The sequence below is a fragment of the Caulobacter sp. Root343 genome, assembly GCF_001425745.1.
In the GTDB taxonomy this organism is placed as follows: Bacteria; Pseudomonadota; Alphaproteobacteria; order Caulobacterales; family Caulobacteraceae; genus Caulobacter.
Genome location: NZ_LMDF01000010.1, coordinates 67,860 through 85,154, shown reverse-complemented (window position 1 = coordinate 85,154; position 17,295 = coordinate 67,860). Strand labels below are relative to the sequence as shown.

Below are 17,295 nucleotides of genomic sequence, written 5' to 3'. Positions count from 1 at the left end.
ATGGATTCGGCTAACGGCGTCATCCAAGCCTGAGGAGGCGTCCCCCGCCTGGCGATCGCGCCGGTCGGTCGCGGCAGCGTTGCGCAGGATGGCGACGCATTCCAAGGTCGCCCGACGATCGGAGCGCCATCATGACCTTCAGTATCAAGGATCATCCGTTCTATGCGCGGATGAAGCAGTTGCCGCCGCAGGAGGTGGCCGCCTGGGTGCTGGGCGAACCGCCGATGGAGAAGGCCGAGGCCAAGCTTCGTAAGGCGTTCCGCCGGGTGGCCAAGCACATCACCGCGGGAAAGGCCGAACGGAGCAAGCACGGCTTCAACTCCGACACCAACGGCGAGATCGCCCGGGCGATGGAGTGGGCGTTCCAGGCCGGCCTCAAGGCGGCAATGAAAACCTAGGTTGCCGGTACGGCGTTCAATTGGGCTTCGAGGGCGACGATGCTGGCCAGCACCTCTTCGAAGGCCGGCGGCGTACCGAAGATCATCAAGGCCATCTGGACGTAGTCACGACGCAGGTCGTCGTACATCGCGCCGTCCGGCGACAAAGCGAATGTCGGGGCCACGGCGCTGGCCAGGTCGAAGTCTGGCCGGTTGAAGAACATTCGTGCGTGGGCGATCGCGTCAGTCCCCAGCGCTTGGTCGGCTAGCGCTCCGCCGGCCACCTCCGTCTGCATCAGCTGGTGGACGTCATAATAGTGGCGCGACACGCGCTGGCCGCCGCCGCGCAGTTCCTGGCGAATGTCGAACCAGCGCCGCAGGCCGTGCAGGATGATGATCTTGTCCCAGAAGGTGCGGGTCGCATCGACCACCACCACGCCGTTCACCGACAGGTCCAGGTCCGGCGTGTCGTCGTCGACATAGGGCTTGATGATCCGCACCGAGCTGGGGTCGAGAGCGGACTTGGCGCCGGATTCGATCTTCACCGTGTTGAGCACGTAGCCGTCCGGCGGGGTGACCGTCGGGTATGTCAGCAGCAGGGTTTGGGCCTCGTTCGGATCAGGATCCAGCCCAAAGTCGGCCAGGGTCGCTCCCGTCCGCCGGGCCATTTCGGTCACGAGCGCCCAAAGCTCCTGGCGGAGGTCCCCCTGAATATAGGCGGCGCCGGCCGTGGCGATCCGATCAAGCATCAGTCCACGTTGGCGGCCGCTCATCGCCTGCAGGTCCTGGACGCTGGCGGGCACGCCTAGATCGTCACGGAACACGGTGACGTCGATGTCCTCGGAAAACCGGCGGATCAGTCCAAAGCCTTTGGAAAGCGATGTGCCGCCCTTGAAGAGGAGACGCGGCGCGCCGGCCGGAAGGCCGTTGAACAGCGCATCCAGCGTCCAGCACACCCAGAAGTCTTTCTCGACGTTGCGCGGTGTCGTCCCCAGCCGCTGGGCGGTGGCGGCGAAGAGGCCCGCGCGCGTCTGCGCATCCGCGGTGATGACGGTGTCGAACGCGAGGTTCATGCGGTGGCGCCGAAGTCGCGGGCGAGCGGGCCGGTGGCCGGCTCGAGAAGATGATCGGTCAAGTGCGGCCTGAGCAGGTCCTGCATCCAGGCGGGTAGCGCGGCGAAGCTTTTGGCCAGGTCGGCGCGGATGGCTGAACCATGCCGCGGGTCCCCGAGGATGACGGCGACACGGCGGGCGATGTCCTGATAGCTGTCGCCCTGGCCATGGGTGTCGCGCAGCCAGTGCAGCGCCTGGACCAGGCGCATGGCGGGCCGTCCGGCCCAGGTCAGCTTGCTCGCCGCCGTCGGCTTGAAGGCGATCGTCATCTGACCCAATTGGATCGGCCGCAGGCGCGCGTCGGTGTGGACCACGATCTTGGCGGGCACGGCATTGGTGAAACCCAGATCATTGGCCGCAGTCATGCCATCGATCAGCAACCGCAACTGATCGCGACGCGCGACCGCGTCGATCACCGCCTTCGGGTCGGGCGCACTGGGGCGACGGGTCAGAGCGTTCACGCTGGGACGATCATAGAGGCCTCGGTCGATCCGCCGAAGTCCCCCCTGCCCCACCCTGCGCTGCAAGGCCTTGTCGACGGCGTCGCGGCCGCCAAGGTCCAGAAAGTCCGATGGCGTCCAGACGTAGTGACCCGGCGCCGCAGCGATACGGGTATCGATGGTGCTGTTAAGCGGAGTGAGGGCTCGGGTCATGTCCGAAATATGCATACAAACTTCGGACATAACAAGTGTGAATGTCCGAAAAGTGCACACAAATTTCGGACATATTCCAAGCGCGACACCGCCCCACAATCCGAAAATCTTAGAAAACCAGCGGGGCGATCCAATCAACGACGAAGTCTACGCCTGCAAGGCGTAGACGGACGCTCGGCTGGGCCCAGGCGACGTGAGCCGCAGCCCGCGCCGCCGAAGATCGATCTGGATCAGTGAAGCCCAACCAGGACGGCCACAGCTCTTTCGTCAGGTCGCGCGGCCGCGGCGTCACGCGGCTACCGCCGAGGTCTTGTCACTCGGAATCTCCATCGGGAGACCCAGGAATAGGTCGTTGACGGACGACCTCACGGCTCCGGCTCATGGATAGCCAGCCACGGCGCCCAACCGCGCAGCGTGCAACAGCAAAAGATGCAAAATCGTACGAATTCGTACTTTTGCTGTTGCCGTGCACGACGGGATCGATAGGGTCTGGTTCTAGTTGAAGTTGAGCCGAGTCCGCTTCTGGGTGGAGGTTGGCGTGCAACGCCGCTTGAGAACGGCTTTGTTTGGAGTGCCGTCTCTGAGCTGAGCAGACCGGTCGGTTCGAGCCGCCGGAGTAACAGTTTGTCTCGTCGTTACCTTCTTACGCCGCGTCAGCGTGAATGCTTGTCCGAAGCCCAAAAAGGAAGGACCGCTATCCAGATCGCCCACAAGCTCGGCATCTCCGAGCATACGGTGAACAGCTACTTCTCCGAGGCCTACCGCCGGTTGGGGGCGCGCAATCGCGCCCACGCCGTGGCCCTGGCCGTCAGTCTCGGCGAAATCTGAACCAGTGGGGTTTGGCTTGGCCGCTCGTTTTTTCTGAGGTCACCACCTGCGCCCTCGTCAAGCTTGCTGGCCGGCCCATGCCGACGGCTGGACGTAGCGGACCCTGAGCCAGGAAGATGACGACCAGGACCGGCGCCGCGATCGCCACGACGGCGGGTGCGACGGCGTCGCTAAGGGCATGGGACAATTCCAGGCCAAGCTTGGCCAGGCGCAGGGCGTCAACTTCCAGCAGATCCAGAAAATACGAATGCGGTCCAACCAATTGACCACAGCCAAGCTCTGGGCGCTGCCTGGGGTCTTGGGCGTGCCGATCGATGACTTCTTCCAGGGCATAGACGAGAACGGCGTTCGCCCGGTTTCGCCGCTGTGGCGGAGGCCGACAGGCCGCAGACCTTCCTGGCCTGCGCCGACGCCGGCGACTGGATCCGCGCCGTGGGCGTGCTCCAGACCCTGCTCCTGCGGCGCTAGCGTCTCCAATTGACCGAGCATTGACGGCCGAGGACTGAGCGCGGCTAGAGGCTTTGTTACGCTCAAGTCCCGTGGGTTCTCACTAGTGAATTCTGCTGAATTGCGACGCAAACTCAGGCTGTGCACGGTCAGGTCGTCAACCGCGAGGACCGGCCATGCCCATGCCCACTACCCCGTCGCGTCCCTCCCCTCGCCTCGTACGCCTTCTGACCCTGACGGCCGTGCTCGTCCTGGCCGCCGGCCCGGCCCTGGCCTCGGGCGGCGGCGGCGCGGCCATGCCGTGGGACGACAAGCTCAGCGCCGTGGCCGACTCCATCACCGGCCCGGTCGCCAAGGCCATCGGTGTGATCGCCATCGCCCTGACCGGCCTGGGCGTGGCCTTTTCGGAGGGCGGGTCCTGGGTCCGGCGGGGCCTCAGCGTGATCTTCGGCCTGTCGATCGCCTTCACCGCCTCTTCCTTCGCCCTGTCGTTCTTCAACTTCACCGGCGGGGCGGGGTTCTAGATGGAGCGCGTCGAGGGCTTCGAGATCGATTTCCATGGTTCGCTGGCCGAGCCCATCACCCTGGGCGGGGTGCCGCGCGGCTTGGCCGTGCTCATCGGCACCCTGACGGCGGTCCTCACGCTGGGGCTCCAGGCGCCGCTGATCGGCGTTCCGCTCGGCCTGGCGCTCTGGGGCGGCGCCTACGCGCTGGCGCGCCAGGACCCGTACGTCTTCGACATTCTTCGCCGGCACGTGCGCCAGCCGGCCTGGCTCGACGGTTAGGACCAGGCCGATGCTGTTCCTGGGCGAGTACCGCAGAAAATCCAGCCGCCTGTTCGACCACCTGCCCTGGGCGCTGTTGATCGCGCCGGGCGTGGTGCTCAATAAGGACGGCGCCTTCCAGCAGACCTTGGCCTTCCGGGGTCCGGACCTGGCCAGCGCCACAGACATCGGCCTGGTGGCCGCGCGCGCCCAGATCAACAACGCCCTGCGACGTCTGGGCTCGCGCTGGTGCGTCCATGTCGAGGCCGTTCGCCGGCCCTCACGCGCCTACCCGGCCGCGGCCTATCCCGATCCGGTCAGCCACCTCGTCGACGAGGAACGGCGTCTGGATTTCGAGGCCGAGGGCGTCCACTTCGAGAGCCGCTATTTCCTGACCCTGTGTTTCCTGCCGCCCGAAGACGCCGTGGGCGCGGCCCGCAGCCTCCTGGTGGAAAACCTGCCAGACGGCAAGGGCGCCGACGCGCTCTACCGGGCGGCGCTCGAAGAGTTCCGGGCCGCTGTCGCCAGCCTGCGCGACATCCTCGCCGGCGTCCTGCCGATGGTGGCCCCGCTCGACGACGCGGCGACCCTCACCTATCTGCACGCCTGCGTCTCGACCAAGACCCATCCGATCGCGCCGCCGCCGGCGCCGGCCTATCTCGACGCCTTCCTCACCGACGACGACCTTCAGGGTGGTCTCTATCCGCGACTGGGCGGTCACTACCTGCGCACCCTGTCGGTGCGCGCCTATCCGGCCGCGTCCTGGCCGGGGATCCTCGACCAGCTCAACGGCCTGGGCCTTTCCTATCGCTGGGTCACCCGTTTCCTGCCGCTCGACAAGGAGGACGCGCGCAAGGCCGTCACCACCTTGCGCAAGCGCTGGTTCGCCAAGCGCAAGGGCATACTTGCGCTTCTGAAGGAGGCGATCACCAAGGAGCCGTCGGTCCTGGAGGATCCCGACGCGGCCCAGAAGGCCCATGACGCCGACGCGGCCCTGGCCGTGCTCGGCGACGACCTGGCCGCCCTCGGTTACGTCACCCCCACCATCACCCTGACCCACCCCGACCCCGACGTGCTGGCCGCCCAGGTCCGCCAGGTCGAGAGCGTGGTCAATCGCGCCGGCTTCGTGGCGAAGGTGGAAGACCTCAACGCCGTGGAGGCGTGGTTGGGGAGCCTGCCTGGCCAGGCCTATGCCGACCAGCGTCGGCCATTGGTCAGTACGCTCAATCTCTGCGACATGCTGCCGGTCTCGGCGATCTGGCCCGGTCCCGACCGCAATGGCCATCTGACGGCCGAGTGCGCCAAACGCGGCGAGCCTGGTCCCCAGCCGCCCTTGATGCATGCTCTGACGGGCGAGGCCACGCCTTTCCGGCTCGACCTCTTCCAAGGCGATGTCGGTCACGCTCTGGTCGGCGGGCCCACGGGCGGGGGCAAGTCGGTGCTGCTCAACACCCTGGCCCTGCAATGGCGTCGCTATCCGCAGGCTCAGGTGCGCATCTTCGACAAGGGCTTCAGCGCCCGCGCCCCTGCCCTGCTGGTCGGCGGCGATTGGTACGATCTATCCGGCGGCTCGGACCTGGCCTTCCAGCCATTGGCCGAGATCGACGACCCGGAAGAGCGGATCTGGGCCCAGGGCTGGATCGAGGACCTGCTGGTCGCGGGCGGGGTCGTCCTGGACCCGGCCGTGCGCGAGAGCGTCTGGACGGCGCTGGCCAGCGTCGCGGCCGGACCGCGCGAGCAGCGTACATTGACCATGCTGGCGGCCACGCTGCAGGACCGCGGGCTGAAGGCGGCGCTGGCGCCCTTTACCCTGGCGGGACCTTATGGCCGCCTGCTCGACGCCTCCGGGGCGAGCCTCAAGGCCAGTCCCTGGCAGGTCTTCGAGATGGGCGAACTCCTGGCCAGCCGCACGGCTGCCGGTCCTGTCCTGACCTATCTCTTTCATCTCCTGGCCAAGGACTTCGATGGCCGGCCGACCCTGCTGGTGCTCGAGGAGGCCTTCCTGCTCCTGGAGTCGACGGCCTTCGCCGCCAAGATCCGCGAGTGGCTGCTGACCCTGCGCAAGCGCAACGTGGCGGTGATCTTCGTCACGCCCAGCCTGAAGGCGGTGCTGGACTCGTCGATCGCCGGGGCGCTGCTGGAAGGATGCCCGACCCGGATCTTCCTGCCCAATCCGGACGCCCGCGCGCCCGAAATGGCCAAGCTCTATGCCGCCTTCGGCCTCAACGGCCGGCAGGTGTCGATCATCGCCGCCGCCAGTCCCAAGCGCGAATACTACTACCAGAGCGCAGCCGGAAACCGCCTGTTCGAACTGGGTCTGGGTCCAGTGGCGCTGGCGGCGGCCGGGTCGGCCTCGCCCGGCGACCAGGCCCTTATCAGCCGCCTCCTGGCCGAGCACGGTCGCGCCGGCTTCCCCGCGGCCTTCTACCGGGCCAAGGGCCTGCCCGAGGTCGCCGAGTTTCTGGCGCAGGTCCGCCATGCGGCCTGATCCGCGCCTTGGGCTCTGGGGGCGGCTACCCGCCGCGTGGACGGCGAGCCCGCGTCGGCGGCGCCTGGCCTTTGTGGCCCTGGTCGCGCCCGGCGCGGTGATGGCGGTCGCCGGCGCCCAGATCCTGGTCAGTCCGCCGCTCCTGGCCACCGGCGTCGTCTGGCTGGCCGCGGCGCTCGCCGTGCGCTGGGCGTCCGAGCCTCGTTTCCTGGCCCTCGAGGCACAGGACCTGCCTACGCCCGATGAGGAGAGGGTCTCATGATCGTTTGTCGCCGTCGCGCGCTGCGCCTGGCGTTGGCCCCGGTGCTGGCCCCGCTTCTGGCGGGAGCCTTAGTCGGGACCGCCCGCGCCCAAGTCACCGTCTATGATCCCGCCGCGGTCGCCCAGATGCTCAAGCAGGTCAGCCAGGGCCTGCAGCAGATCGAGACCCTGCGGGCCCAACTGACCAATTCCCAGCGCATGCTCCAGACCCTAGGCCTGGACGTCACCGGACCGCTGCGCGACATCGCCGGCCAGGCCACGGCCCTGCTGCGCCAGGCCCAGGGTCTGGGCTATTCGGCCGCCGACATCAGTCGTGATTTTTCCACACTCTATTCCGGGGATCTGGCCGGCCTGACCCCAGCGGCCCTGGCCGACAAGTTGAAGGCCTGGAGCCAGGCCAGCCGCCAGACGCTGCAGGAGGCGCTGCAAGTCCAAAACCAGATCGTCCAGGCCCAGGGGGCGACGGCCGGCGCGGTGGGGGCGGCGGTGGACGCCTCCCAGGCTGCGGCCGGGCAGACCGCCGCGGTCCAGGCCACCAACCAATTGCTGGCGGCGCTCTCGACCCAGCTCACCCAGCTGCAGACCCTGCTGATCACCCAAGGACGGCAGGCCCAGACCTATGAGGCCGAGCGCCGCGCGCTCGTCAGTAAAGGCGAGGCCGACCGGCAGCGGGCGTCGGTCCTCCCCGTCCCGCCGCCCCGCAACACCCGGACAGCATTCTGATGCGCGCTTCGATCCTCATCCCCGTTCTCCTCGCCCTGGCCGCCGCCCTGGCCGCCTGCGAGCCCGAAACCCCGTCCAAGTCCAGCGTCGCCGGCTGCACGGCCGAGGAGATGCGCACCCGCAAGGCGCTCACTCCGGCCTGCGAAGCTGAGTTCAAGGCCCTGCTCGACCAGGCCGAGGCCGACCGGCGGCGCAATGCACAGATCCCGTCTTCGGCGCCGGCGCCGACCCGTGATCGGTTCTGAGGGCGGCGATGACGACCGCCTCGCCCGCCGCCATCGACGAACTGCTCGACCGCTACACCACCCAGGTCGGCTCGGGGTTCGGGCTGATCCAGGGCGACGTGCAGACGACGTTCGGCATTCTCATGATCATCAGCCTGGGGCTGTCGGCGCTGCTGTGGGCGCTGGACGAGCATCAGAACGTGCCCGCCGCCCTGGTGCGCAAGATCCTACTGTTTGGCTTCTTCGCCTGGCTGATCTCGGGCTGGAAGGCGCTGACCCTGACGGTGATCAACGGCTTCGCGGCCCTGGGCCTGAAGGCTGGCGGGGGGGCGCTGACGGTCGGGGACCTGATGCAGCCCTCCAAGGTGGCCATCGACGGGATGAAGGTCGCGTTCGATCTGCTCAAATATATTGGCCGGCTGGCCAGCGAGGGCATGGGGGTGGGGTTCTTCACCCACATCGACGCCATCCTGATCACCGCGGTCGCGGCCATCGGCGTGATCCTGGCCTTCATGGTGCTGGCCGTGGAAATCGCCGTCACCATCGTCGAGTTCTACATCGTCACCCTGATCGGCTTCGTCACCGTGCCGTTCGGCATCCTGACCCAGACCGCCTTCATGTCCGAGCGCGCCATCGGCTACGTCGTGGCGGTCGGGGCCAAGGTGATGGCCCTGGCCCTGGTGGTCTCGATCGGCGAGCAGATCTTCGCCAGCTACACGGTCTCGGCCGAACCGACCTGGGCGGAGTCCTGCGGACTGCTGCTGGCCGCCCTGCTGATCGTCATGCTGGCCTTCAAGATTCCGGCCATCGCCGCGGCCCAGATCACCGGTGGGCCCCAACTCAGCGCCGGCTCGGCCGCGGCCGGGGCCGTGGGCCTGGCGGCCACGATCGGCGGGGCGGCCCTGGTCGGTCGCTGGGCCATGGGCGCGGGCGCGGCGGCCGGCTCGGCGTCATCGGCCCGGTCGGCCTCGCGCCTGCCGGCGGGCGGCGGGGCTCGGGGCGGTCCGGGCGGCGGTCCTGCGGGCGGTTCGGGCGGCGGCGCGAGCGGCGGTGCGGGCGCGGGCCCCGTGGCCGGAGCCCGCAAGGCCGCCGCCACCAGCGCTGTCGTCGGACGGGCGCGCGCCGCCTATCCGCCGCCCGCTGCGGCCACGCGCGCGTCGTTCGACGATCCGCCGCCCGAACCCCCGGCCGGCGAGCCCACGCCGCCCGACGAGTGGGAGCCCGATCCGCCCCGTCCGCCCAAACCCTGAAGGAGCCGCGATGTCGTCCAACGCCTTCAAGCGCCCGCAGGACCGCTACGGCGAGTCCACGCCAGCCGAGACACCCTATCATCGCGCCGCCCAGGTCTGGGACGAGCGCATCGGTTCGGCCAGGGTTCAGGCCCGGAGCTGGCGGATGATGGCCTTCGGCTGCCTGGCCCTGGCGGGCCTCAGCACGGGCGCCTTTCTCTATGTGCAACTGAAGCGCCCGATCGCCACCTACGCCATTCCGTTCGACCGCTACGGCCAGCCCGGTCGCGTCGAGCTGGTCGACCGCGCCTACAGGCCGGACGATGCGATCAAGGCCAGCTTCGTGCGCGAGTTCGTGGAGCGCGTGCGGTCCAAGAGCACCGACCCGGTGGTGCTGCGCGACAACTGGACCCGGGCCACGCGGATGACCAACCAGGCCGCGCGCGCCAGCCTAGTCCAGTACGGCCAGGACCACGACCCGGCCGCGCGGCTTGGGCAGGAGGCGATCGCCGTCGAGATCGCCTCGGTGCTTCCCCGCAGTCCGACCACCTTCCAGGTCCAGTGGCGCGAGACGATCTATCTGCAAGGCGTGGCCGGCCCGCCGGTGCGCTGGACGGGACTCTTCACCCTGGGGCCGCGGCCGCCGAAGACCGAGGCCGAGCTCTTCGGCAATCCCCGCGGCCTGGAAATCACCAGCTTCCAATGGAGCCGCGACCTATGAGCTTGCGCCACAATCGGCCGGCCCGCGCCCTGGCCCTGATCGCCGCGCTGTCCTGCGCGCCCCTGGCGGCGGCTTCGTCCCAGACGCCCTCCCCGGCGGCTCCGGCGCCTTCGGTCATCCGCCCCGCCGTTCTGCCGCCGGTCCATGCGGCGCCAAGCGCGCGCGGTCTTGAAGCACCAGGCGCCGGGCGCGCTGCGTCCGCGGCCACGGCGAGGACCTCGGCGACACCGCCCTTGCCAAGGACGCCAACGGTTCACGCCGTCGGCAGTGGCGACCGCCGTCCGCCATCGCGGCGGCGCGCTGCTCTCGGCCCGGCCCTGGCGCGACCCCTGGCGGCCCTGCAGCGGGCCAACGCCGAGGCGCGTGACGGTCCGGCCAGCGGCGTGTTCGACAATTCGGCGCTCTATCATGCGTTCGAGCCGGGCCGCCTCTATGCGATCCACACCAGCCCCAGGTTCCTGACCACCATCGCCTTGCGACCCGGCGAGAAACTGATCGCCAAGGCCGCCGGCGACACCGTGCGCTGGGTGCTGGGTGAGACCGAGTCCGGCGCCGGCGAGGCCCAGCAGGTGATCGTCCTGGTCAAGCCGATGCGCGCGGGCCTGCGCACCAATCTGGTGCTGACCACCGACCAGAGGACCTATCTGATCGACGCGCTCTCCACCGACAGCGGCGCCTATACCAGCGTCCTGTCCTGGACCTATCCGCAGGAAGAGGCGCGGGCCCGGGCGGCGGAGGCCGCGCGCCGGGCGGCGGCCGCCGACCAGACGACGGCGGTCCAGTCCGCCGTGCCCGTCGAGCGCCTGGACTTTCGCTACGTGATCACGCCGCTGAAGGGCCGTGCGCCGAGCTGGACCCCGGTGCGGGTCTTCGACGACGGCGCCAAGACCTATATCGAGTTCCCGCCCGATCTTGCGGTGCGCGAGGCGCCGCCCGTTTTCCTGCTCGACGCCGATGATCAGGGCCAACTGGTCAATTCGCGGCTTGCGGGCCGCTATCTGGTGGTCGACCGCATCATTGATCGGGCCGAACTGCGCCTTGGCGACAAGAAGCCGGTGATCGTGCGGCTGACCCGACAGGGAGACCGGCGGTGAGTGTCGAGCCGCCTGTCGCCGAGTTGGGCGCGCCGGACGCCGCGCCCAGTCGTCAACCCCCCAAGTCCCCGGCCGAAGGCGTGCTCGTCGCGCCGCGCCGGCCCATCACCCGTTATCGGCCGACGGTGATCGCCGCCATGGCCGGCGCCGTGGTCCTGGTGATCGGGGCCGGGTTCATGCTCGGCATGGGTCAGACCTCGGCGCGCCGCGCCGCGGCGCCGGAGCCGCCCGGCCAAGGGCCCGAAGGACCAAGCCCGGTCGAGGAGCGCCTGCCGGCGCGCTACGATGACGCCGCCGCCCTCCCCCCGCCAACGGGGGCAGTCGTCCCGGGCGCGGGCGCGCCCGGTCTCGAGCCGTCCGCGACGCCCGCGTCCCAGGCCCCGCCGCCGGTGTCGCCCGAGGTCCAGCGGGCCCGTCAGGAAACCCTGGCCGCGCGCGCCTCGGCGCCGTTCTTCGGCGGAGCGAGTGGCGGCTCGAGCTTGCGGGCCACGACCGAGGTCGCGCCCCCGGCCACCCCGGCGTCTTTCGCGCCCTCGCCGGCGCCCAGCGCGGCGTCTCCCAAGGAGCAGTTCATCGCCGCGGCCGCCGCCCGCGGGCCGCAGGCCCCGATCCTGCCTCGGCCGCCCCTGTCGCCCTTTGAGGTCAAGGCCGGGTCGCTGATTCCGGCCGCTCTGGTCACTGGCATCAATTCAGACCTGCCCGGCCCGGTGATCGCCCAGGTCACCGAGCCGGTCTTCGATCATCGTACCGGTCGTGTCGTCCTGATCCCGCAGGGCGCGCGGCTGATCGGCCGTTACGACAGCCAGGTGGGCTATGGTCAGGAGCGGGTGCTGGTCGTCTGGACCCAGATCGTCTTTCCAAGCGGCCGCAGCGTGGATCTGGGCGCCATGGTCGGGCTCGACGCGGCCGGGATGAGCGGCCTGACCGGAAAGACCGATCGCCATCTACCGGTGCTGGCGCGCGCCATCGGACTCTCCACCCTGATCTCAATCGGCGGGTCCGCCGCCCAGAACAGCGCAGGCCGACAGGGCGGCCAGGTGGTGCTGCAGGATGCGGCCGGCGGGGTCGCCGCCGCGGCCAGCCAGACCGGTCAGCGCCTGGTCGAGCGCGATCTGCAGAGGGCGCCGACCTTGCGCATCGCGCCGGGGCAGCTGGTCCGCGTGCTGATCGATCGCGACCTCGTCCTGCCGCCGGAAGGCGCGTCATCCCCTTGAATGGCCAAGCAATGGGGCGCGCCCCGATTCCCAGGCAAATCAAGGGTCTTTATTCGCTCGTCGCGGGTGTTTCGCCGTTCACCTTTATTAGTTGGGCGTCTGGAATCGCGATCTTATCGGCCGCGCCATGAAGACCGCTCAGGATCTTGCGTATCAGGCCGAATACCAGAAGCGCCTTCGCGCCGCCGCTCGGGCGGCCGGCAAGGCGCAGCTGAACGGCATGGTGCTCAAGCGCTTCATCGACAGGCTCGATGAGATGAGGGCCGAGCGCGGCTTCGCCAATCGGATGGACGCCCTCGAGCATGTGTTCGAGGTCTATTTCGATGGGGGCGACGATGAAAGGAAACACGCCGTGAGCGCATAGAAAAACCCGGCTCGCTGTAACGCGCCGGGTTCTCCAGGTCATTCGCTAGACGGGACGGCAATCCCGACCGAGCTCTGCTTCCTGCTCTTTCTAACCGAATCACCGACATCGCTGCAATCCAAAAACGCGCGTTCGCGCGACGGGAACCTGTGTGCCTGCGGCCTCTCCAAGGAGGAGCAGAAAATGCAAACCGTCTCGAACGGGGTAGGAGATGTGCGCCGTCTGGCGGACGCCCAATGGGCGGCCGCGCGGCTCGCCGACACCTACCAGGGCCTGCCGGAGAGTATCTCCAAGGCCATGCTGCTTGACCGGTTCGAGCGCGCCGCGCCCCGCCTGGGGTACGGCGACGGGCTCGTGCGCCTGATCCGCGCCCTGGTGCGGGTGACGGCCGAACAGGACTGGACGGGGCGGACTCATCCCCTGGCCTGGCCGTCCAACGATGCGCTCTGCGAGGAGCTGCAGCGCTCGCGCAGCTGCGTCCAGGGCCTGATCCGCTTGGCCGTGCGCGCGGGTCTGGTCCACATGAAGGACAGCGGCAACGGCAAGCGTTGGGGCTATCGCGACGAGCGCGGCTTCATCGTCGAGGCCTTTGGCTTTGATCTGGCGCCGATGGCCGCGCGCTGGGACGAGTTCTCGGACCTGGCCGCCGCCCGCAGCCTGGAGCAGGCCCAGCGCCGGTACTTCAAGCGCAAGCTCGGCGAGATCCGCCGCGAGATCCGCACCGTGTGCGCCGACGCCGTGCATCGTGGTTATACGACCTACGACTGGACCGGCGCCGTCGACCAGGCGCTCGGCCGCCTGCCGCGCACCCCCAGTCTCGGAGAGCTTGAGGCGCTGCATGAGACATTCCAGGCGCTGTTGGCGGCGGTGGACGCGGCGTGGGTCAAGGCTCGTAAATTCGATCAAACTGAGCCCAGGGGCGTCATGGATGAAGCCCACAAAGAACCTACAACCCAGCCTAGATCCGAAGGAACAACGTATTCTTCTCCCCGAAAGGAGGTAGTCGAGCCCACGGCGCGATCCCTCGATCGGTCCGTGCGAGACGGGTCGTCCGAGGTGGAGGCGGCGATCAGCGAGGAGGTGATCCCGCTGTCGCTGGTGCTCGAGGCCGTGCCCGAACTGAACGACTTCCTGAGCGATCCCACATCGGCCCAGTGGGAGGACCTGGTCGACGCCGTTGGCCGGGCCGCGCCCCTGATGGGGATCAATTTCTCGGCCCTGCGCGAAGCCCGCGACGCCATGGGCAAGAACCGGGCGGCCATCGCCTTGGCCACGGTGCTGGCGCGCTGGAAGGACGGGGAGATCCGGTCTTCGGCCGGCGGCTATCTGCGCGCCATGTGCGAGCGTGAGCGGTTCGGCGGCCTGAAGCTGCTGCCCAGCCTCTATGGCCTGAAGGAGCGCGCCGCCCCGCCGCGGGCGCGCTCCTTCAGGCGCACGGACGGGGGCGAGTAGAGCGATGGCCCGCGCTGTGCGCGACAGCGCCGATTTTGGCTTTGCCGAGGATCGGGACCGGGGCCGGAGACCCGGGCGGGGCAGCGGGCGGGGCCAGGTATCGGGCCGTTCTGAGAGCGGGAGGCAGGGACCGCGGGGGCGGCCGCGTTTCGGCGGCCCGGGAGTCTTCCGGCCATGTCCCTGCGCGCCATCGTCCGCCGCCTGGGCGGCGACCTCTATGACGGAGGTCGCCGCGCCAACATCCCCGCGCCCGGCCACAGTCGTCGCGACCGCTCGGTCTCGCTGCTCGAACGCGACGGCCGGGTGCTCGTCCACACCTTCGGCGACAGCGATTGGCGGGCCGTGCGCGACCACCTGCGCGCCCTGGGCCTGCTCGGGTCGTCCGGCGGTGCGGCCAGGTCCGCGCCCGTCACCGGGGCCGAGGCCGCGCCTGACCGGGGACGGGCGGCCCGGCGCGAGACGGCCCAGCGGATATGGGGCCAGGGCCGGGCCATCGTCGGCACGCTGTCGGAACGCCATTGTCGCGGACGCGGCGTCGTCGGCGAGTTGCCCGGTCCCCAGGCGCTGCGCCATCACCCAGCCGCGCCGCTTTCGGTCTATCGCCCGACGAAGGCCACGCGTCCGGCCCTGATGGCCGGCGTGGTCGACGCCGACGGCATGCTCACCGCCGTCGAGGTCACCTATCTCAACCCGGGCGGGCGAGCGGCCTTCGACCTGGCTCTGCCGCGCAAGACCGTCGGCCTGATCCCGGCCGGCAGCGCCGTGCGGCTCGATAGGGCCGGGCCGCAGTTGCTGGTCGCCGAAGGGGTGTTCACCACCCTGGCGGCCCGGCGACGGTTCGCACTTCCGGCCTGGGCGCTGCTGTCGACCTCGAACCTGCGGCGCTGGCGCCCGCCACCCGGGGTCGGCTTCGTGCTGATCGCGGCCGATCGAGGTCCTGACGGTGAGGCCTCCGCACGGCATCTGGCGCAGGAATTGAGCCGTGGGGGCACCAGGTCCGAGATTGCCCTGCCGCCGCCCGCCTTCGGCGACTGGGATGAGGCGGCCGACTCGGGAAACTGAAAGGGAAAGGTAGGGCCGGCGCGGGCGCGCCGAGGATCAGGATGGACCTGGCCCGGCGCGGGAGCCACGACCATGACCATGACCAAGACCCGCACCGCCTCGATCACCACGGGCAAGGGCGCCCCGGGCGTCTCCGGACCCGACGCCGCTCCGTCCGCCAAGCTCAAGGATTTCCAGACGATCCGGGTTCGTCTCGGGGACCTCGGCCTGGCGCCTGAGAACCTCCGCTTCGACGAGCCGGTCGACGAGGACATCCCGCAACTGGCTGACACCATCGGCGCGGCCGGCGTGCTGATCGCCCCGATCGTGCGGCCCGGCCGCAAGAACGAAGCGCTCTTCATGGCGCTGGACGGCCGCCGGCGCCGCATGGCCCTTTTGCTGCGCCGCGATCGCGGCGAGATCGACGACGATCATCTCGTCACCTGCCAGGTGGTGGTGAGCAAGGCCGCCGAGGCCGCGGCCCTGGTCCTGCCTAACACCGAACGCGCGCCGATCCACACCGCCGCGGTGATCCTGGCCATCGGCAAGTTCCGCAGGGCGCGGATGGACACGGCCGCCATCGCTAAGGCCCTGGGCTATGACGTCGTCGAGATCCGCCGTCTGGAAGCCCTGGCTGGCGTCCACGCCAAGGTGCTGGACGCCTTCCGCCAAGGGCGACTGACCCTCAAGCAGGTCAAGCTCATGGCGCGCATCGACGACAAGGCCCAGCAGGGCCAGTTGGCCCAGGCCGCGCTCGACGGCCACCTTCAGGATTACCAACTGCGGGCCCGCGTCGAAGGGGGACGGGTGACGGTCGAGGATCCGCGCATGGCCCTGGTGGGCATGAGCCGCTACGCGGCGGCCGGTGGTGGGTCCAGCAGCGATCTCTTCGGCGAGATGCCCGACGCTATCCACGATCCGGACCTGCTGCAACACTTGTGGCAAGAGCGGATCGACGGTCTGGGTAAGAAGCTGGCGCCGCTGGACCTTGCGGTATTCACCGGCCCAGACGGCGGCGTGGCCGCGCCCGACGGCTTCGAGAGCCTGCCGTACGTTTATCATGGCGATCTGACCGACACGCAGAAGACCGCCCGCGCCACCGCGCGCGAGGTCATCGACGCGGCGAGCGCGCGATTGAAGGCCCTGGCGTTCGACGGCGACGCGGCCATCGAGGTTATGGTCGAGGTGATCATCGCGCGGGCGGCGCTGGCAACCGCCGGCCTGGGCCAGGGCGAGCTGGGCGCCGTCCTGCTCTCGCCGGGCGCCGATCTCGGCTTCGAGGCCCGCTTCTTCCGCAAGGCGATCGACGAAGAGGCGGACGACGACGAGGCAGAGGATGACGATGCGACGGTCGGTCGTGTCGTCGTCTCGGCCAGTCCCCCCGACATCGCCGTGGCCAAGGTTACCGTCGAGTTGGACGGCGCGGGCCACAGCCTGCACGAAACCCGCACCGACATCGCCACCCGAGGCCTGATCCGCGACCTGGCCGACAACCCCGCCGCGGCGCTGACCGCCCTCTTGGCCCAGCTCTTCAAGCTCCTGGCCCTGAAAGGGATCAATCGCGTCAACGAGTCGGCCCTGACCGTGGAGGCCAGCGCCTATGCGCGCAGCGGCGCGCCGCCGATGCCGGACCTGGACGGTGAGGTCTTCGAGCGACTGGCGGCCCGGCGCGAGGCCTATCTCGCCTCGAACCTGCGTCCGATCGGCTTCGTCGATGGTCTGCCGCACGGCGAGAAGATGGCGCTGCTGGCCGAGCTGGTCGCTGTGTCCCTGGACCTGAAGGAGGTGCGCAACACCATGATCCGCCACAGCGCCCGGGCCGAGGCCGTCGAGATCGCCGCGCTCTGCGACGCCGACCTGTCGGTCCACTGGTGCGCCGACACCCCGTTCCTGGCCCTGCACTCGAAGAAGCAGCTCCTGGCGATGCTGGCGGCGATGGAGGTGGAGGACGACCGAGCCGCCAGCCTGAAGAAGGACGATCTCGTCACGCTGGTCGGCGACGCGGCCGCCGAACGACGCTGGGCCCCCGGCGCGCTGTCCTGGACCTCGGCGGCGCTGGAGGTCGAGCCAGATGCCGAACCGGAGGGCGAAGGCGGGACCGACGCGGCGGCCGAGCATGACGGCGTCGAAGGCGTGCCGGACAAGGGCGCGGAGGCCGGGGAACTGGACGCTGAGGATGGGGACACGGTGGCGCCAGCCATCGCGGCCTGACGGCGCGAGCCCCCGCCGAAATGGCGGGGGCTCTTGGTCTGCTGCAGCCGTTGAGCGCCGCGCCGCGAGGAAGAGGGAGGACTGGGACCGGG

Annotated in this window: 18 protein-coding genes; 16 read left to right on the top strand and 2 right to left on the bottom strand. The window is 69.5% G+C overall.

Features of this window, described 5'->3' with window-relative positions; translation table 11 throughout:
* Positions 1-131: 131 nt before the first annotated feature.
* Positions 132-398 (top strand): hypothetical protein, encoded by a 267-nt coding sequence (locus ASC70_RS21270; RefSeq protein WP_056054297.1) that lies wholly within the window; start codon positions 132-134, stop codon positions 396-398.
* On the opposite strand, the gene ASC70_RS21265 is transcribed toward ASC70_RS21270, so the two are convergent.
* Together ASC70_RS21265 and ASC70_RS21260 are read right to left on the bottom strand one after the other, a co-directional pair.
* Positions 395-1,450 carry a nucleotidyl transferase AbiEii/AbiGii toxin family protein gene (locus tag ASC70_RS21265; RefSeq protein WP_056054296.1) on the bottom strand — a complete coding sequence of 352 codons (1,056 nt, stop codon included), beginning with the start codon at positions 1,448-1,450 and terminating at the stop codon, positions 395-397. The genes ASC70_RS21270 and ASC70_RS21265 overlap by 4 nt on opposite strands.
* Positions 1,447-2,157, bottom strand: coding sequence for a DUF6088 family protein (locus tag ASC70_RS21260; protein WP_200940392.1), 711 nt, complete (start codon positions 2,155-2,157; stop codon positions 1,447-1,449). The genes ASC70_RS21265 and ASC70_RS21260 overlap by 4 nt, the downstream gene beginning before the upstream one ends.
* A 609-nt stretch (positions 2,158-2,766) precedes the next feature.
* Between ASC70_RS21260 and ASC70_RS21255 the strand changes: the two genes are divergently transcribed.
* The 15 genes from ASC70_RS21255 (at position 2,767) to ASC70_RS21185 (ending at position 17,203) form a co-directional block, all read left to right on the top strand.
* Positions 2,767-2,970, top strand: a complete 204-nt coding sequence (locus ASC70_RS21255; RefSeq protein ID WP_056054293.1) for a response regulator transcription factor — start codon at positions 2,767-2,769, stop codon at positions 2,968-2,970.
* Between the two features lie 623 nt (positions 2,971-3,593).
* A complete protein-coding gene (locus ASC70_RS25320) occupies positions 3,594-3,941 on the top strand; it encodes a TrbC/VirB2 family protein (protein ID WP_369815116.1) in 348 nt (115 codons plus the stop codon).
* Positions 3,942-4,202 carry a VirB3 family type IV secretion system protein gene (locus ASC70_RS25315; RefSeq protein ID WP_056054291.1) on the top strand — a complete coding sequence of 87 codons (261 nt, stop codon included), beginning with the start codon at positions 3,942-3,944 and terminating at the stop codon, positions 4,200-4,202. It begins immediately after the preceding gene.
* A gap of 10 nt (positions 4,203-4,212) precedes the next feature.
* Positions 4,213-6,669, top strand: coding sequence for a conjugal transfer protein TrbE (gene trbE, locus ASC70_RS21240; protein ID WP_056054288.1), 2,457 nt, complete (start codon positions 4,213-4,215; stop codon positions 6,667-6,669).
* A 73-nt stretch (positions 6,670-6,742) separates the two neighbouring features.
* On the top strand, positions 6,743-6,931 hold the full coding sequence (locus ASC70_RS21235; protein ID WP_156396280.1) for a hypothetical protein: 189 nt from the start codon (positions 6,743-6,745) through the stop codon (positions 6,929-6,931).
* Positions 6,928-7,653, top strand: coding sequence for a hypothetical protein (locus ASC70_RS21230; RefSeq protein ID WP_056054283.1), 726 nt, complete (start codon positions 6,928-6,930; stop codon positions 7,651-7,653). Before ASC70_RS21235 ends, ASC70_RS21230 begins: the two co-directional genes overlap by 4 nt.
* On the top strand, positions 7,653-7,898 hold the full coding sequence (locus ASC70_RS21225) for a hypothetical protein (protein WP_056054280.1): 246 nt from the start codon (positions 7,653-7,655) through the stop codon (positions 7,896-7,898). The genes ASC70_RS21230 and ASC70_RS21225 overlap by 1 nt, the downstream gene beginning before the upstream one ends.
* 8 nt (positions 7,899-7,906) lie before the next feature.
* Positions 7,907-9,127, top strand: a complete 1,221-nt coding sequence (gene trbL / locus ASC70_RS21220) for a P-type conjugative transfer protein TrbL (RefSeq protein ID WP_056054277.1) — start codon at positions 7,907-7,909, stop codon at positions 9,125-9,127.
* Positions 9,128-9,137: 10 nt separating this feature from the next.
* Entirely contained in the window at positions 9,138-9,827 is a 690-nt protein-coding gene (gene trbF, locus ASC70_RS21215) for a conjugal transfer protein TrbF (RefSeq protein WP_056054275.1), read from the top strand.
* The gene (gene trbG, locus ASC70_RS21210) at positions 9,824-10,921 is read left to right on the top strand and encodes a P-type conjugative transfer protein TrbG (RefSeq protein ID WP_082547429.1); all 1,098 of its coding nucleotides are present in this window, start codon (positions 9,824-9,826) and stop codon (positions 10,919-10,921) included. Before trbF ends, trbG begins: the two co-directional genes overlap by 4 nt.
* Positions 10,918-12,135, top strand: a complete 1,218-nt coding sequence (locus tag ASC70_RS21205) for a TrbI/VirB10 family protein (RefSeq protein ID WP_056054269.1) — start codon at positions 10,918-10,920, stop codon at positions 12,133-12,135. Before trbG ends, ASC70_RS21205 begins: the two co-directional genes overlap by 4 nt.
* A gap of 127 nt (positions 12,136-12,262) precedes the next feature.
* Entirely contained in the window at positions 12,263-12,499 is a 237-nt protein-coding gene (locus ASC70_RS21200) for a transcriptional regulator (RefSeq protein WP_235519491.1), read from the top strand.
* A 183-nt stretch (positions 12,500-12,682) separates the two neighbouring features.
* On the top strand, positions 12,683-13,951 hold the full coding sequence (gene repC, locus ASC70_RS21195; RefSeq protein ID WP_056054263.1) for a plasmid replication protein RepC: 1,269 nt from the start codon (positions 12,683-12,685) through the stop codon (positions 13,949-13,951).
* A 174-nt stretch (positions 13,952-14,125) separates the two neighbouring features.
* On the top strand, positions 14,126-15,013 hold the full coding sequence (locus tag ASC70_RS21190; RefSeq protein ID WP_056054260.1) for a toprim domain-containing protein: 888 nt from the start codon (positions 14,126-14,128) through the stop codon (positions 15,011-15,013).
* Positions 15,014-15,085: 72 nt separating this feature from the next.
* The gene (locus ASC70_RS21185) at positions 15,086-17,203 is read left to right on the top strand and encodes a ParB N-terminal domain-containing protein (RefSeq protein ID WP_082547428.1); all 2,118 of its coding nucleotides are present in this window, start codon (positions 15,086-15,088) and stop codon (positions 17,201-17,203) included.
* Positions 17,204-17,295: the final 92 nt, after the last annotated feature.

What these genes read in the sequence shown, in the direction of transcription:
- ASC70_RS21270 (WP_056054297.1), top strand. Translation starts at nt 132, where the DNA reads ATGACCTTCAGTATCAAGGATCATCCGTTCTATGCGCGGATGAAGCAG.
- ASC70_RS21265 (WP_056054296.1), bottom strand. Translation starts at nt 1,450, where the DNA reads ATGAACCTCGCGTTCGACACCGTCATCACCGCGGATGCGCAGACGCGC.
- ASC70_RS21260 (WP_200940392.1), bottom strand. Translation starts at nt 2,157, where the DNA reads ATGCATATTTCGGACATGACCCGAGCCCTCACTCCGCTTAACAGCACC.
- ASC70_RS25320 (WP_369815116.1), top strand. Translation starts at nt 3,594, where the DNA reads ATGCCCATGCCCACTACCCCGTCGCGTCCCTCCCCTCGCCTCGTACGC.
- ASC70_RS25315 (WP_056054291.1), top strand. Translation starts at nt 3,942, where the DNA reads ATGGAGCGCGTCGAGGGCTTCGAGATCGATTTCCATGGTTCGCTGGCC.
- trbE (WP_056054288.1), top strand. Translation starts at nt 4,213, where the DNA reads ATGCTGTTCCTGGGCGAGTACCGCAGAAAATCCAGCCGCCTGTTCGAC.
- ASC70_RS21230 (WP_056054283.1), top strand. Translation starts at nt 6,928, where the DNA reads ATGATCGTTTGTCGCCGTCGCGCGCTGCGCCTGGCGTTGGCCCCGGTG.
- ASC70_RS21225 (WP_056054280.1), top strand. Translation starts at nt 7,653, where the DNA reads ATGCGCGCTTCGATCCTCATCCCCGTTCTCCTCGCCCTGGCCGCCGCC.
- trbL (WP_056054277.1), top strand. Translation starts at nt 7,907, where the DNA reads ATGACGACCGCCTCGCCCGCCGCCATCGACGAACTGCTCGACCGCTAC.
- trbF (WP_056054275.1), top strand. Translation starts at nt 9,138, where the DNA reads ATGTCGTCCAACGCCTTCAAGCGCCCGCAGGACCGCTACGGCGAGTCC.
- trbG (WP_082547429.1), top strand. Translation starts at nt 9,824, where the DNA reads ATGAGCTTGCGCCACAATCGGCCGGCCCGCGCCCTGGCCCTGATCGCC.
- ASC70_RS21200 (WP_235519491.1), top strand. Translation starts at nt 12,263, where the DNA reads ATGAAGACCGCTCAGGATCTTGCGTATCAGGCCGAATACCAGAAGCGC.
- repC (WP_056054263.1), top strand. Translation starts at nt 12,683, where the DNA reads ATGCAAACCGTCTCGAACGGGGTAGGAGATGTGCGCCGTCTGGCGGAC.
- ASC70_RS21190 (WP_056054260.1), top strand. Translation starts at nt 14,126, where the DNA reads ATGTCCCTGCGCGCCATCGTCCGCCGCCTGGGCGGCGACCTCTATGAC.
- ASC70_RS21185 (WP_082547428.1), top strand. Translation starts at nt 15,086, where the DNA reads ATGACCATGACCAAGACCCGCACCGCCTCGATCACCACGGGCAAGGGC.